Below are 15,533 nucleotides of genomic sequence, written 5' to 3' on the forward strand. Positions count from 1 at the left end.
GTTCCCTTTATGTTATGCAGTCTGAATGCTAATTTCAGATAAAAATGCCAGAATTAATATCAAGCAATGCTCTTAAAATCTAAATTAATGAACCATCAGGGAACCACAAGGGGGGATAAACAGTAATCAACGGATGTGAAGTAGTTATTTAGAGTGGTGATGTTATATTTTGAAAAAATGTAATAATTCCGAAATAAAGAGTCGATTAAATGAATAGTAATAAAAATAAAGTCTTTCAACTCGAGTTGAAGTGGCATCCTGTTGCCGCTTCTGTGCTACTCGCTCTGCCAATTGTTGCGCACTCAGCAGAGATCAACATCAAGAACGGCGTGGTTTATACTGCCGGGAATGTGCCTGTCATTAACATTAATAAAGCCAACGATAAGGGGCTTTCTCATAATGTCTATGACAACTTAAACGTTGATAAGAATGGGCTTATCTTCAATAACAGCATGACTGAATCAAATACCGTTCTGGCGGGTAAGATTCAGGGGAACAGCAATCTGACGTCCGGGACGGCGAAAGTCATCCTGAACGAAGTCACGTCTAAAAATGCCTCTGCGATTAACGGCATGATGGAAGTGGCCGGCGATAAAGCCGATTTAATTATTGCTAACCCGAACGGTATTACCGTTAACGGTGGCGGCGCCATTAACACCAGTAAACTGACCCTGACAACCGGTACGCCGGATATTCAGAACGATCAGTTAGCCGGTTATTCTGTTAACGGTGGTACCATTACGCTGGGTAAACTGAATAACGCCAGCCCGACGGAAATTTTGTCTCGCAATGTTGTCGTGACCGATAAAGTCACAGCTAACGAGCTGAACGTTGTCGCCGGTAATAACTACGTTAATGCTGCAGGTCAGGTGACCGGTTCAGTAACCGCAGCCGGAACGCGTAATGCCAACAGCATTGACGTTGCAGTGCTGGGCGGTATGTATGCCAATAAGATTAACCTCGTCAGCACCGAAAGCGGTGTGGGCGTGCGTAACCAGGGCATTATTGCGGGTGGCATCAACGGCGTAAATATTGACGCTAACGGTCAGTTGCTGAACAACACTGCGCGCATTGAGTCCTCTGGTCAGATCAATATTAAAACCAACGGCGCACTGAGCAACGTCACCGGGGATATTACCTCTGTGGGTACCATCGCGCTGGACACCAATAAAAACAGCCTCAATAACAGCCGTTCAGGCAACATTTCGACAATGGGAGACCTCTATGTCAATAGCGGCGCCATTGATAACACCAACGGCAAAATGGCGGCGGCAGGCATGCTGGCTGCGGATACCAACGGCAACACCTTAACCAACTACGGTAAAGGGAATACTGTCGGTATTGAAGCCGGTATCGTGGCGTTAAAAACCGGTACCCTGAATAACAGCAACGGCCAGATCAAGGGCGGGTATGTGGGTCTTGAATCTGCTGCTGTGAACAACAACAGCGGTTTAGTCGACTCCCTGGGCGATGTGAACGTGGTGAGCGGCGGTAACGTCGATAACAACCGGGGCATGATCCGTTCTGCGGGCGGTTTCACCAAGATTGCCGCGAAAGGTACGATTAACAACGGCGCGACCAAAACCGCCGACACGGCCAGTAATGACTCGTTAGGCATTATCGCTGAGAAGGGCGTGCAGATTGCCGCGAACAGCATCAATAACAACGGTGGGCAGATGGCGTCAAATGGCGATATCTCCCTTGAAAGTGCCGGCGCGATTGATAACTACTCGGGCAAACTGAACTCAAACAGCAAGGTGATTGCCAAAGCGGCCTCTATGCGTAACGACAACGGCGGTGTTGCGGGTCGTACCGGTGTGAGTGCCGCAGTGGGTGGAAACATCACCAACTACATCGGCGTCTTCAGCTCTGAAGAAGGGGATGTTGCCCTGGCATCGAATGCCCTGAACAACCGCGGTGGCTTCATTATGGGACAAAACGTCACCATTAATGCCAACGCAGGGGTGAACAACAATACCGCGTTCATCGTTGCCAGTAAGGTATTGAGCGTCACTGCAGGCGATAACATCGAAAACCGTTACGGTATCGATTTCGGATCCACGTTTGGTACCTACTTCGGCATGCCGCAGCAGAACGGCGGGATGGTTGGTAAAGAAGGTGTCTCGCTGTCCGGGAACTATATCTATAACGGCGAAAGCCGCATCATTGCTGAAAATGGCCCGCTTACAATGCAGGCACGAGGCAGCATTGATAACGCGCGTTCGTTGCTGGTCAGCGGCGGGGATGCCTCCATCAAAGCGGGAAGCACCCTGACGAACAACTACGCAACCATCTACAGCATGGGCGACCTGCTGATTGATGCCAACAGCGTGAGCAACTACAGCAACGGTGCGCTGGAAGATAACAACGCCACTGGCGTTATCGCGGCAGATAAAAAACTGACCATGAATGTGAAGAACAGCTTCACCAACTATGGCTGGATCAGCAGCCTCGGTGATGCCATTCTCAATATTCTGAACGGTTCTTTAACTAACCGTAATACGCTCTCCGCTGAGAAGTCTCTGACCGTGTCTGCACAGACCGGGGTTGAAAACCTGAAAGATATCGCCGCGGGCGAGTATCTGGTGGTGAACAGCCAGCGTGGTGTGACCAACAACTCCAACAGCAATATGGTGGGTGATAAGGTCACGATCTCTGCGGTCTATGATATTAACAACCGTGGCAATATCGTCGCTGACAGCAGCCTGGCGATGAGCGCTAAAGGCAATATCTATAACGATCTGAATATGATCAGCTATGGTGACATTGCCTTAAGTGCTAATAACATTGATAACGCCTCGCGTAAAATCAAAGCGGTGGGTGATGTCACGCTGACAGCGGCCGGGAATGTGAGCAACAGCCGCGGCGAAATCAGCTCTGAGACTGGCGATATCACTATCAATGCGGGTGGCACCGTAGATAACTACTACGGCCAGCTCCTGTCCGGTAGCGATATTGCGCTGAAAGCGAACCGTCTGAACAACGACTACGGTCGGGTTGCCGCTTACGGCAATATCGATCTGGCGCTGACGGGGTATTTCGACAGCAACCGTGGTTCCGTCCTTTCTCAGACGGGTGATATCACACTGGCTGCCAACACCGTTGATAACAACAACGGTCTGATTGCCGGTAAGAATGTCACCGTCGAGTCAAAAGGTGCGGTTTACAACAACACTGCCATGATCGTGGCAGACAAAAAGCTCTCCGTGAACGCGGCAGGGAATGTTGAAAACCGTGACGGTAACAACTTCGTACGTAATCATGGCGAAACCTTCGGTGTGACGGGCGATGTGGGTGGCATGATTGGCCGTGAAGGTGTCGCGGTTTCCGGTCAAAACGTCTACAACAACAACAGTAGCATCATCGCTGATAACGGTGCGCTGAGCGTGCTGTCTAAAGGGACGCTGGACAACACCCGCGCTATGCTGGTGAGCGGCGCTGACGCCATCATCAAAGCGGCCGGTACGTTCTATAACAACTATGCCACCACCTACAGTGCAGGCAACCTGGATATCACTGCGGGTACGCTGAACAACTACAGCGATGGCAGCATGGAGAGCAACACGGCGACCGGCGTTATCGCGTCAGATAAGAATCTCAGTCTGACGGTTGATAACAACGTCACCAACTACGGTTGGATCAGCGGTAAAGGCGATCTGAACTTCAATATCCTGAAAGGTGCACTGACTAACCGCAATGCAATCTCTTCAGGTAACGCTCTGGCGATTAATGCCCTGAACGGTGTTGAGAACTTTAAAGACATCGTGGGTGTGGCCAGCGCGAAAATTGATACTCAGCGTCATGTTACCAATAATGCCAACGGCAATATCCTTGCACAGAATATCGTGATTAATGCCGGTGCCGACATTAACAACCGCGGTAATATTGTGAGCGATTATACGCTGTCTGTGAAAACAGCAGGGAATATCTATAACTACCTCAATATGCTGACTTATGGCGTTGCGGGTGTCACTGCGAATAACGTGACAAACAGCGGTCAGGATGCAGTATTTGGTGGCTTATACGGTATGGAACTGATTACCAATAAAGTGACCAATACCGGCACGATTGTTGGTATGTAATCTAAAGGTGTAACAAAAGGCAGCAGCTATTGTCTGATAGCGCAAAGTCAGCACGAGACCCTGCTGCCTTTTTTTCTGAGAAAGTGAATGGAACTGCGATTTAAATTTTTACTGTCATTGCTGGTAATGTCGTCTCAAGCGTTTGCAGTTGACGATATTAATGCCCTGATTAAACAGCAGCAAAATGCAGATCTAAATACTTTCAAAGAACACAAGGTGTATCGGCAGGATGTTTTCTCCAGCACCGAACGTAAAGTATTTAGACTGGACAAATTACCTGAGGAGAAAAACTGTTTTACCCTTAAAGCACTTGTTCTTGATAATGATTTTTTGAAACGTAAAACCGAAAAGGCGATAAAAAAAGAGATCGTCGGGCGCTGCGTGGGCAGCATCGGTGTGGTGAAAATTGCCGCCGCGTTACAGGATTTTTATATCGATGCCGGTTACATCACGACCCGCATTACGATCCCTTCGCAGAATATTTCGTCTGGCACGCTGAAGCTTGACGTCAATGCGGGGAAAATAGAAAAAATTATTGTCGAGCATAATGATATTAATCCATGGATGCTGCCGTTTGCGAAAGAGGACATCCTTAATATTCGCGATATCGAGCAGGGTCTGGAAAACCTGCAGCAAGAACCCGGCGTGGATGTGAAGATCAATATCGAGCCGGGTACAAAGCACGGGTATAGCACCATTCGCATCAGCACCAACCGGGAAAAACAGTGGAGCGTGCGGGCGAGCTATAACAACTGGGGCGATAAAGCGACAGGAGAACACCTGACCTCTGTGGTGGGCTATCTCTATAACATCGCCCGGTTTAGCGATCTGTTTTATCTCGCCGGAACGAAGAGCACGACGGGTCAGTATCAGAGTGTAAGTGGTTACTATGCCCTGCCGGTAGGCTACTGGAACTATTCGCTGTTTTATGGCAGCAGCAAGTCACGTCAGGCGATACCGCTCTATTACACCACGGTGGATTACGCCGGTAAGAGTGAGTACGGCAGCGTGAAGGCGACGCGCACGGTCTACCGGGATAAAAGCCGGAAGGTGACGGGGAATGCCGAGCTGATCCATCGAAAAGCCGGTTATACCCTTAATGGCGAGGAACTTGTCTTACAGAAGCGTGACATGGATAACGTCAGGTTTGGCGTGAATTACACGCAGCAGCTGGCAAATGCACACTGGGATTCAACGGTATCCTGGCAGCGTTTTGTCACCTGGTTCGGCGCCGAAAAAACGCCGGATATGGTGTATGGCAATGTCAGTCCCGTCAGTCAACTGGTGAATGTGGAAAGTCGCTATACCCGACAATTTTCTCAAACTGCCTATAGCGCTTTTTTTTTGGCGCAATACGCACCGCGTGAGCTGACGCTGCAGGATCAAATGACGATGGGCGATCGCTGGAGCGTGCGCGGGTTTGAAAACAGCGTTGGACTGACCGGGAACAGCGGGTACTACCTGCAAAATACATTCTATCGCCCGGTGCGAGGAATGAACGCAAATTATTATGTTGGCGTAGATGCCGGTCATATAAGACGGGACAGTGTCTATGGCGAAGAGATTATCGTCGGCAGCACCCTGGGTATTCAGGGGAATGTGAAAAGCCTGGCGTACGATTCATCAGTCTCCATGCCGGTTAAATATCCTGGCAGCATGGACGTGAATAAATTTAATTTTAATCTGAATCTTTCTTATCAGCTTTGAAAGGGAAGCACGATAAATGCGTATCGGCACGGACATTGTGGAAGTTTCGCGCATACAGCGAGCGATAACAAACTGGCAAAGCGATTTTTTACAGCGCGTCTTTACCCCGCAAGAAAATATAAAAATTAACCAGGAAGATCCTAACTATGAGCGCGCATCAGGATTCTGGGCGGCAAAAGAGGCGGTCGTTAAGGCGCTTGGCTGTGGATATCGCGACGGCATCACCTTTAAGGATATTGAAATAAACCATGACGAACTGGGTTGTCCCCATCTGATTTTCTCTGGGCGAGTCAAAGAGTTGCTTATTGAAAAGCAGATGGCGAATGCCTCGCTCAGTATTTCGCATTGTCAGCACTATGCGACAGCCGTTGTCATACTTTATTAACCTAACTAATTGTGAATATTATGTATCAATACAATGATCTTAAGGAAAAGACGGTTCTGGTCACCGGCGCCAGTGGTGATATTGGCCTGGCGATATGCGCTAAATTTCTTGACCAGAATTGCGATGTTTATGCGCTGTATAAATCCAATGCCACGCAATTAACGGAACTGAAAGAAACGCATCCGGCAGGAAGCAAGCTCACTGTCATTCAGTGCGATCTCGCCGATGCGCAGAGTGTCACTGCACTCTGTTCACGCCTGACCGAGGAAGCGGGCAAGCTTGATGTGCTGGTTAACAACGCCGGGATTGTAAAAGACAGCCTGTTTGCCTCGATGAGCTTTGATGACTTCAGCCAGGTGGTAGACACCAACCTGTTCAGCATTTTCCGTCTGACGAAAGAAGCCTTAATGCTGCTGCGCTCCGCAGAAAACCCGGCCATCATCAATGTGGCCTCCATTGCGGCCATTATCCCCAGCGTCGGGCAGGCGAACTACAGCGCGTCGAAGGGCGCAATCCTGGGATTCACCCGCACGCTGGCGGCTGAACTTGCGCCGTATGGCGTGCGCGTAAATGCCATCGCGCCGGGGATGATTGAATCCAAAATGGTGAAAAAAGTATCCCGCACGGTGGTGCGTGGCGTAACGGCATCTATTCCATTGCGTCGTCTGGGTAAATGCGACGAGGTTGCCAACACCGTCGTTTATCTGGGCTCCACTGCCTCCAGCTACATTGTGGGTCAAACCATCGTTATCGATGGCGGCCTGGTGATGCGGTGATTTATGTCTAAATACGTTATCCCCTCGAAGATCTTTCTGGAAATGGGCGGCTGGCGTCAGCCGTTGCTGATGGTCGACAGAATTGATGACTTCAAATATGGCGAAAATGGCTTTGTGAAGGTGACGAAGCATATCACCTACAACGAGCCCTATTTGCTCGGGCATTTCCCGGACGATCCGATCATGCCTGGGGTTATTATTTCTGAGATTTTTGGTCAGGCCAGCGAGTATCTCTCGTTCCTCACCGATATTTGCGATATCTACAACCAGACATACGGCACGGAACTGAAATCGTTACGCGATATTCATGCGCTCATTCAGCGTGACGAGATGCGGGAGATCATTCGCACGCGCCGCGCGCAGGTTCGCGGTGTTCTGGCGGCCCAGAATTTGAAATTTAAAGATATTGCCTACCCAGGTGATTCGATTGAAGTGACCAGCAAGCTGGCATTTTCTGATGCCCATGGCTTTAAGCATTATTCCGTGACGGCTAACGTCGGCAAGCGGTTAATCAGCCATGGCACCATTATTAATTTCCGCGAAACAAAGTAAACCCCTGAGAGAGTTAAAACCATGTCTACAATGAAAAACGAAATTGACCAGCGCAAGGACGTGCTGATGACAATTAAAACTGAGATTATTCAGCGTTTAAATATTCAGCGCGATGAGTCTCAAATTGATGATGATACCGCCCTGTTTGGTAATGGTTTAAAACTGGACTCCGTTGATGCAACGGAAATCGTGGTCATGCTGGATAAAGTTTTCGATATCAAAGTGAGCGAAAGCGATGATCCTTCTTATATGAGAAGTATCAACAATCTGGCGACGTTTATCATCCAGAAGAAAAAAGCTTAATTTATCATTGCGAATAACAGGATCACGTTATGAAGTCTCTTTATGATTTTCATTTAAAAAACAATGCGAAAATGGGCATTTACAACAATGCCAACGTTCCTTCTGCCTATCACGATCCGATGGTGGAATATAAAGCCGTACGTGAAAATGCCCTGCTGGTGGACTATTCCCACATGTCCATTGTCAGCGTGATGGGTGATGATGCCTGGGCACTGGTGAATTATTATGTCTCTGCCGATGTCTCCATTATCCGTGACGAGCAAGGGATCTACTCGCTGGTACTGAATGAAGACGGTACGGTGCGCGGTGATGTGTATGTGCTCTGCTCATCCGACGGCTACTACATCATGTCCGAGAATATTCCGGCAGCGGAAATTATCGCTGGCCTGAACGCCCTTCTGGAAAAAGCCGACGAACTGGATATCCAGGAAACCCCTGAAATTGCTGACATGCGCGAGCAGAACTGGGGCGCGATCATGGTAGAAGGGCCGTACTCCTGGGAGCTGATGTCTGAAATCCACGGTTTCGACGTGATTGGTCTGCCTTACTACGAGTACATGAATACCGACGACGAGCTGATGGTATTCCGCTGCGGTAAACACGGTGAATTCGCCTATATGGTTGTTGGTCAGCAGGAACAGCTGCTGGATCAGTGGCAGCAACTGCTGGAGCACGGCGGCAAATACCTGCTGCAGACCGGTGGGCTGGACTACCAGAAAATTGTACGTATCGAAAACCCAGGCTGGGATGACGCGCTGTGGGCTGAGTACAACCTCAATCCGGTAGAGCTGCAGCTGCAATGGGCTGTGCAGTACGACAAAGAGGGATTTGTAGGTAAAGACGCGGCCGAAGAGCTCTCTCACGGCGAAGGTGCACGCAAGGTGATCGGCATGATTGTCGAGGGCGAATGTTCAGGCATTGAATCCGGCGATAACGTACTGGTTGAGGATCAGGTGGTAGGGAAAGTCGCTAAGGCTATCTATTCTCCAGCCCTGCAGTGCTTTATTGCCCTGGCGCTGATCGACAATGAATATGCATGGTCTGATATTAGCGGCTTTGCTATTCAAACGCGCTCTGAAACGGTAGCCGCGAAAACCAAAGGTATGCCATTTATTTATAACCTGAGCATGCTGGTTAATCCAACTGAACACAGTTTTGTGGATGCCTCTAAAGCGAAAAGCGCACTGTAATTATTAATCGATACAGCGAGAAGCGAATCCGTGGGAATAACACCACGGATCCTTTTCGCTGCTCATTACCTGTACATGGCGGTACATATATTTATGAAGACAAACAGAAAACGGGTTGTCATTACCGGGATCGGTATTCTCTCTTCGCTGGCTGAAAACCTGCAGGATTTCAGAAACGCCTTACTGAATAAAAAAAATGGCGTCACGGACAGCGTGCGTTTTTCAAAATGGTTTGAAAACGCCAGAGCCGCTGAAGTCTTGCATGACATTGACTATTCGGAATTACCGGACGACGTTATCGCCTCCCTGGATAATGCCGCACTCTGGGCCTACAAAGTGGGTAAAGATGCGCTCAATCAGGCGGGGCTGGCTGAGAATAAAGCGCACCTTAAAGAAACCGGTTTAATTGTCGGCGTGTCGTCTGCCGGGACCGAGGCATTTCTGCCGCTGTTTGAGCAACGCATGGAAGACTTTTCCCTGCGTAAGGCGCTGTTCTCTGGCGGTTTCTCCTCCTGCTGTTCCAGCGTCTCCACGCTGCTTGGGTTACAGGGCGGTGTTGAACTGGTCGCGACCGCCTGTACGGCCAGCCCTAACGCGGTCGGCATGGCGTTTGACTACATCCAGAACGGCAAAAGCAAAACCATGCTGGCCGTCGGGACAGAACCTATCTACCTGCCCACCTTCGCGGGCTTTTATGCCCTGAACGTGATGCATCCGGACGCCTGCACGCCGTTCTCCGGCAATTCGGGTATGTCCATCGGTGAAGGGGCCGGGGCGATCGTGCTTGAAGAGTACGAACATGCTGTCGCACGTGGCGCCACCATTTACGGTGAAATTCTCTCTTATGCCACCTCCTGCGATGCGTTCCACGAAACCGGACCGGATCCACGCGCCAGCGGCGCGGTACAGGTGATGCACAAGGCGATGGAAAATGCCGGCGTTACCCCGGATCAGATCGAATACGTCAACGCCCACGGTACCGGAACAGAAGCCAACGATCGTATCGAAACGCTGGCGATGAAAAAGGTGTTTGCCAACAATGAGAAACTGTTGGTGAGCTCTACCAAGTCTTATTTTGGTCATAACATCGGCGCGGCGGGGATCGTCGAACTGATCGCCTGCCTGGTCACGCTGCCGGATAACCGCGTGCTGCCGACGCTGAACTTCACCAACGCGCGTCCAAACTGCGATCTGGATTACGTGCCAAACGACTTCCGTGACCAGAAAATCAACCTCTTCATGAAGAACAATTATGCCTTCGGCGGTAACAACTGCAGCATGATTATCAGCATGGAGCCTTGTTCGATCCCGGTCAGTACCTACGACGAAAAGCGCGTGGCGATCACCGGCCTGGGTGCTGTTTCCGCGATTGGTCACACCGTTCACGAGATCCTCGACAACGTATGGCAACAGAACCATACCGTTGAGCTGGGCGGCGTCACCTTCCCGGAAGACACGCTGGAAGAGGCAAAAGAGTTACTGGATGTGCTGGAAACCACCCGTCAGTTCGAAGCGCTGTTTGGTGACGATTTCAACGCGCTGGCCGAAACGCTGCCGGAAGCGAATGAACACTTTAAAACCTTCCAGGTTTCCGGGCTGGAACCGCGTAAACATCTGCGCCGCTTTGACCCTCGCAAGGCCACGCGTGGCGGTACGTTCGCATTGATTGCCCTGTCCGAAGCGCTGGAGCAGGCGAAGCGTAAAATCAAGCGTGATGGCGATGAGCTTGGCATGGTCATGGGAATGTCCAGTGGCCCGCAGGAGACGACCTACAAATATCTGCAGAGCCTTAAGCCAGACCCACGTAAAGTCAGAACCTCTGAATTCCCGGGATCGTTGATGAACTCCATCCCGACGTTCTGCGGCATTTCGGAAGGGATCAAGGGCTACACCACTACGCTGGCGACCGGCGAGAATGCGGCATTAGGCGCATTAACCTACGGCTACGAAATCGTGCGTCAGGATCTGCAGCCGCAGGTGCTGGTGGGCGGCGCGGACGAGTATTTCCCGTCCATGTCACTCTATATGGACGCTGTTACCCGCAAGCTGCATATGACCTCCGACGCCAGGGAATATCAGATCTACGGTAACGATCCGAAGGGTTACATTCCTGGCGAAGGTGCCTGCATGTTGCTGCTGGAAGATCCGCAGCGTGCTGCCGCGCGTGGTGCAGAAGTGCTGGCGGAAGTGGCCGGTTACGGTAAAGCCTGTAGCAACAGCTATTTTGATGCCTCTCAGCGGGACGAGAAATCCTCCTCCATGGCGCTGGCTATCGCCCGTGCGCTGGCGGATGCCGGTATAACAGCGCAGGAGATCGACCTGGTCTGTGGTACCAGCAACGGTAGCGATGAGAGCTCACGCATTGAAATCGATGCGATTTACGCCACCTTCGCCCAGGCAAAACCGGATGTACCGGTCGTGAACTACAACGCCTGCTTTGGCTTTGTCGCGTCTGCTGCCGGACTGCTTAACCTGGCCGTCATCATTGACTGTTTTAAGACGCAGGCGGTTCCCGCGATTCCTCATACCGTCGAGTTTTTCGATAAGCGAATTAACTTCGTTCGTGAACCGTTAAAACTTGCCCTGAAGCACGTATTGCTGGTGGGTGCGACGGAAGGCGGTAACTACTACGCGTTTGTGATTAAAGGATAATATTGTGGATAATGCCGCTATCATTTCGGGGTTCAGTTCTTGTCTGCCGTTTGCCGAAGACAGTCTTCAGCTTATTCAAAATCTGAAGCTGGGCAAACGCGTTGAAAGAAAGCCCTGGTTTAAATCCGACGACGAGGCAATTAAATGTGGGTTCGATGGCAATAAACATATTGCCACGCTGGATCATACGGATGATAGCGCATTAGATCTGCTTTATCGTCTGATTGACGATGCACTCGACCAGGCCGACCTGGATGTTCAATGGCTGGCCGGGTGCAATGCCCGGGTTTATTTAACCGGTATTGGCCCGCGGGTCGATGGCATGGCCTTTAAAAGTTTCTATAACAAAAATGATGTGGAAGATATTTATCTTTCAAAATCATTAATGCAGCTGCATGTGGATAATATGTCGCAGGATCGTATTGCCGGTCACCTTGCGCGTAAATATAACCTGCAGTATTTACCCCCGAATATGAATTGCACCAGTAATTCATCCATGACAGCCGTGCATTTAGGTTGCCAGGCCATCGAGCATGGCGGCGTAGATATTGTCCTGGTGGTGAACTGCTCAAAAATTAAAACGCAGGATATCTGGTTTCTGGATACGCAATCCATGCTGGATAGCCATCTTGTTCAGCCCTTTGGTGAAAACAGCCAGGGGGTGCTTTTTGCGGAAGGCTATAGCGCCATTCTGCTGGAAAATTCCCGCCACCGTCGCGCCAGAAAGGCGAAGGGCGGCGTGCGGCTGCAAACAACCTATACCCAAATCAGCGCAGGCAGAAGCAACGACAGCTCATGGCTCAGCACCAATATTTTAAAAGTGATGCAGGCCACAATGAAAAAAGCCGAACTGGACGTTGAGGCACTGTGCGCGATTATCCCTCACGGTAACGGTTCATCCGTCAGCGATAAAGCGGAAGCCAAAGCAATAGCGATGTTGACGGAAGGACATCCGGTTCCGGTTCTGGCTTATAAAGGCCAGATTGGCTATACCGCAACCGGCTCTGGGATTGTCGATTTAATTATTGGTCATCATTTGCTCACCCAGCAGGAGCTTATTTCCCCCGTTGGTAATGACACCATTATTGATGCCGTTGCTCAGCATGTTTTGATTGACCGTGGCGTTATTGGTCATCACAAAAACCACCTGCTTAAAGTTGGGGTTGGCGTGGACGGATCCATTATTGGCGCCGTCATGTCTACGGGTCATCCAGGCTGTTGAACGATCATGGAGAGTAACATGTATTTATCCTCATTTTCGCTCATTGAGCCGGAAGATAAATTTTATTTCTATCAGCCCAGCTGGCTAAACGCGTGGGAGTCGCATTTATTTAATAAAGCGCTCAAATCAACCCATGCAAACGGCTGGGGTCTGAAACGTTTTGGTACGCAGCCGGAGTTATATGCCGGTGAGATGATCCGCAATCCTCAGTATCAAAAATACCTGGATGCGATGGAGCAAGCGGCGGATGACGCGCTCATGGCGCTGCCGGCGAAAGAGCGAATGAAGCTGCTAAAGCAGCGTACGGCATTTATTTATGTCGACTCCTGGGGGGAATCCGGGCCGTTTGAAAATATCTCCAGCGCATTACACATCTCAATGATTGATACGCTGCCAAAAAACCTGGTGAAGAAATTCTCTGTGAATTCACCGACGTGCAAAATCCGGGGTGAAAGGCAATCCTTCATCCAGGCCATGAGTCTGGCAAAGGATTATCTGAGCTGGGATGTGTTTGATTACGTGGTGATCTGCGCCGCCTACCGTGCGATCCCGGTGCTGGTGTTTTCGGACGAAGATATCGCGCTGAAGTGGGGAGAGAAGCGCCGGGGGAAAGCCCAGGATGTCAATTTAACCGTTGAGCGCGCGGGCTGTTTCATCTTTAGTCAGCATGAAAGTGCAATCCGGGTGAACGGCGGTCAATACGTGATGGCCGATACCCTTGAGGACACGCAGGCAGCTGATCGCGTGGCGTTTGCCGGTCTGCGTAAAGAGATGCTATCTCGCTCAACCGTTGCGCCGCAAAAGACGTTAGATCTGGCCGATACCTTTGGTGCCAGTGGCTGTCTGACGCCAGCATTAAGCTTTGCGTATCTCCAGCAGGCTCCTCATTTTGCGGGAAAATTAAGAACTGTCGTTCCCGATAAACAGTTCGGTTACAGCTATTTCGACATTGACTATTGCAAGGAATAACGACACCCCCATGAGCGGAATGATTAAAGAACTCCCAATGATATCGCTGAACAATATCTATAAGAGTTATGGCTCGGGCGAAGGCAAAGTCGATGCCCTGAAAAATATCAATCTTGAAATAGAGAAAGGCGAATTTCTGGCACTGTGCGGTCCTTCCGGCAGCGGTAAAAGTACGCTGTTAAATATCCTGTCGGGTATTGATAAGCCGGGATTTGGTTCGGTGATGTTTTTACGAAAATTACTCAACAATTTACCGGAAGAACAATTAGCAGAAATTCGTGGCAAGCATCTGGGGTTCATATTTCAGTTTTTTAACCTCATCCCCGTGCTGAGCGTATTTGATAACGTTTTTTACCCGCTGGTGCTGAATGGGCACATTGGCAAAAAAGAGGCGAAAGAGCGGGCGCTGCATTTTATCGAGAGCGTAGGACTGGCGGGATATACCGAACGTAAGCCGGGCCAGCTTTCGGGTGGACAACAGCAGCGTGTGGCTATTGCCCGTGCACTGGCGCATGACCCTCAGGTCGTGATTGCCGATGAGCCAACCGGAAACCTCGACCTGGTCACCGGTGAGGCCATTCTCGATCTGCTGCTGAAAATCAACCGGGAGACACGCACCACTTTCATTATTTCGACGCACTCAAGCCAGCTGAAAGAGCGCGCGCGGCGTGTGGTTGAAATTAAGGACGGAGTATTAGTTCATGATTCACAATCGTAATTTCTTCATTCTCTGCTGGCTATTGATCTGCATGGCCTATGCCGGGAGCGTTAAAGCCGCTGCGGCCCCCCTGGCTGAGCAGGTGATAAAAAATGGCTTCCCGACGCAGGCCGATAAGCTAGCCGATATCACCCGTGCGTTGTTTACCGAATACAAGGCCAATGATAACGCGCTGTCGCTGGTTTTTTATGCCTACGGCATGCTGCGCCAGGCGGAACATGCCCTCAATACCAATGACGTCATTCGGGCGTCTGAGTATGGCAAAACGGGCTTTTTCTATCTCGATGAAGCGGTGGACCTCTACGAGGGCAATCAACGGGTGCGCTACATGCGTGCCCGTGTGGACGCGTACCTGCCAGCCGATATTGGCCGCTGTGTGGTGACGTTAAAAGATACGGAACAGATGGCGAAAAGCCCTGACGTATTCAATGCCGGGTTGATGAAGCACATTGACGAAATGCGTTATCGCGCGCTGTTGAGCTGTAACCGTACCGCCGAGGCAGACGCGCTGCTGGCGCAAACAGAACTGCGTCACGCCAACTCTGCATTACCACTGGCTTCTGGCGACGCGCCAGAGTGGGATATCAACGAAGTGACAGAGGTCTTGTTACCGCTGGTGAAAGGGAACTAAATGTCCGGGGTTATGGTGTTAGCGAATAGTGTTGTTGTACTGATTCTGATTTTTGTCCTCTGGTGCGTATTATTCCGCTCGCGGGATGTGAAGTTTGCTTTTTTAAACCTCTTTCGCCACAAGAGACGATCTTATTCAACCATTGCCGCCATTATGCTCGGTGGCGTGTCGATTTTTCTGTATGGCGGGTTTATCGATTACTCTTTCTGGATTTTGAAAGGGCTTTGTTGAATAAATCAGATTTCGGGTAAGTCTCCCCCGTAGCGGGTTGTGTTTTCAGGTAATACGCACGCTTTCAGGCATACCTGCTTTCGTCATTTTGTTCAGCGCTCGTACCAGGGCCATA

General features: G+C 50.3%; 13 protein-coding genes and 1 pseudogene. 13 read left to right on the plus strand and 1 reads right to left on the minus strand.

Annotation, left to right across the window (positions count from 1 at the left end; all coding sequences use genetic code 11):
• Positions 1-209: 209 nt before the first annotated feature.
• The 13 genes and pseudogenes from APU11_RS01845 to APU11_RS01905 form a co-directional block, all read left to right on the plus strand.
• Positions 210-4,082 (plus strand): filamentous hemagglutinin N-terminal domain-containing protein, encoded by a 3,873-nt coding sequence (locus APU11_RS01845; protein WP_096896927.1) that lies wholly within the window; start codon positions 210-212, stop codon positions 4,080-4,082.
• Between the two features lie 126 nt (positions 4,083-4,208).
• Positions 4,209-5,789 (plus strand): ShlB/FhaC/HecB family hemolysin secretion/activation protein, encoded by a 1,581-nt coding sequence (locus tag APU11_RS01850; RefSeq protein WP_275045083.1) that lies wholly within the window; start codon positions 4,209-4,211, stop codon positions 5,787-5,789.
• A gap of 16 nt (positions 5,790-5,805) precedes the next feature.
• Positions 5,806-6,174 (plus strand): holo-ACP synthase, encoded by a 369-nt coding sequence (gene acpS, locus APU11_RS01855; RefSeq protein WP_058651586.1) that lies wholly within the window; start codon positions 5,806-5,808, stop codon positions 6,172-6,174.
• 11 nt (positions 6,175-6,185) lie between these two features.
• Positions 6,186-6,950: an SDR family NAD(P)-dependent oxidoreductase gene (locus APU11_RS01860; RefSeq protein ID WP_126347818.1), complete on the plus strand. Its 765-nt coding sequence runs from the start codon at positions 6,186-6,188 to the stop codon at positions 6,948-6,950.
• 3 nt (positions 6,951-6,953) lie between these two features.
• Positions 6,954-7,502 carry a 3-hydroxyacyl-ACP dehydratase FabZ family protein gene (locus APU11_RS01865; RefSeq protein WP_013095700.1) on the plus strand — a complete coding sequence of 183 codons (549 nt, stop codon included), beginning with the start codon at positions 6,954-6,956 and terminating at the stop codon, positions 7,500-7,502.
• Positions 7,503-7,523: 21 nt separating this feature from the next.
• Positions 7,524-7,805 carry an acyl carrier protein gene (locus APU11_RS01870; RefSeq protein WP_013095701.1) on the plus strand — a complete coding sequence of 94 codons (282 nt, stop codon included), beginning with the start codon at positions 7,524-7,526 and terminating at the stop codon, positions 7,803-7,805.
• A 29-nt stretch (positions 7,806-7,834) separates the two neighbouring features.
• A complete protein-coding gene (locus APU11_RS01875) occupies positions 7,835-8,995 on the plus strand; it encodes an aminomethyltransferase family protein (RefSeq protein WP_058651587.1) in 1,161 nt (386 codons plus the stop codon).
• A 93-nt stretch (positions 8,996-9,088) separates the two neighbouring features.
• Positions 9,089-11,647, plus strand: a complete 2,559-nt coding sequence (locus APU11_RS01880) for a beta-ketoacyl-[acyl-carrier-protein] synthase family protein (RefSeq protein ID WP_058651706.1) — start codon at positions 9,089-9,091, stop codon at positions 11,645-11,647.
• Between the two features lie 4 nt (positions 11,648-11,651).
• Positions 11,652-12,869, plus strand: a complete 1,218-nt coding sequence (locus APU11_RS01885) for a beta-ketoacyl synthase (RefSeq protein WP_058651588.1) — start codon at positions 11,652-11,654, stop codon at positions 12,867-12,869.
• Positions 12,870-12,887: 18 nt separating this feature from the next.
• Positions 12,888-13,838 carry an ATP-binding protein gene (locus APU11_RS01890; RefSeq protein WP_065180199.1) on the plus strand — a complete coding sequence of 317 codons (951 nt, stop codon included), beginning with the start codon at positions 12,888-12,890 and terminating at the stop codon, positions 13,836-13,838.
• Positions 13,839-13,848: 10 nt separating this feature from the next.
• The gene (locus APU11_RS01895) at positions 13,849-14,556 is read left to right on the plus strand and encodes an ABC transporter ATP-binding protein (RefSeq protein ID WP_047352049.1); all 708 of its coding nucleotides are present in this window, start codon (positions 13,849-13,851) and stop codon (positions 14,554-14,556) included.
• Positions 14,540-15,187, plus strand: a complete 648-nt coding sequence (locus APU11_RS01900; protein WP_058651590.1) for a hypothetical protein — start codon at positions 14,540-14,542, stop codon at positions 15,185-15,187. The genes APU11_RS01895 and APU11_RS01900 overlap by 17 nt, the downstream gene beginning before the upstream one ends.
• Positions 15,188-15,406 (plus strand): annotated as a pseudogene (locus tag APU11_RS01905) (ABC transporter permease); the annotation flags it as partial.
• A 57-nt stretch (positions 15,407-15,463) separates the two neighbouring features.
• Here APU11_RS01905 and APU11_RS28710 read toward each other — a convergent pair.
• Positions 15,464-15,533: hypothetical protein (locus APU11_RS28710; RefSeq protein ID WP_225368327.1), on the minus strand; the 70-nt coding region annotated here is incomplete at its 5' end.

The sequence above is a fragment of the Enterobacter sp. 50793107 genome, assembly GCF_001463365.1.
Taxonomy (GTDB): Bacteria; Pseudomonadota; Gammaproteobacteria; order Enterobacterales; family Enterobacteriaceae; genus Enterobacter; species Enterobacter cloacae.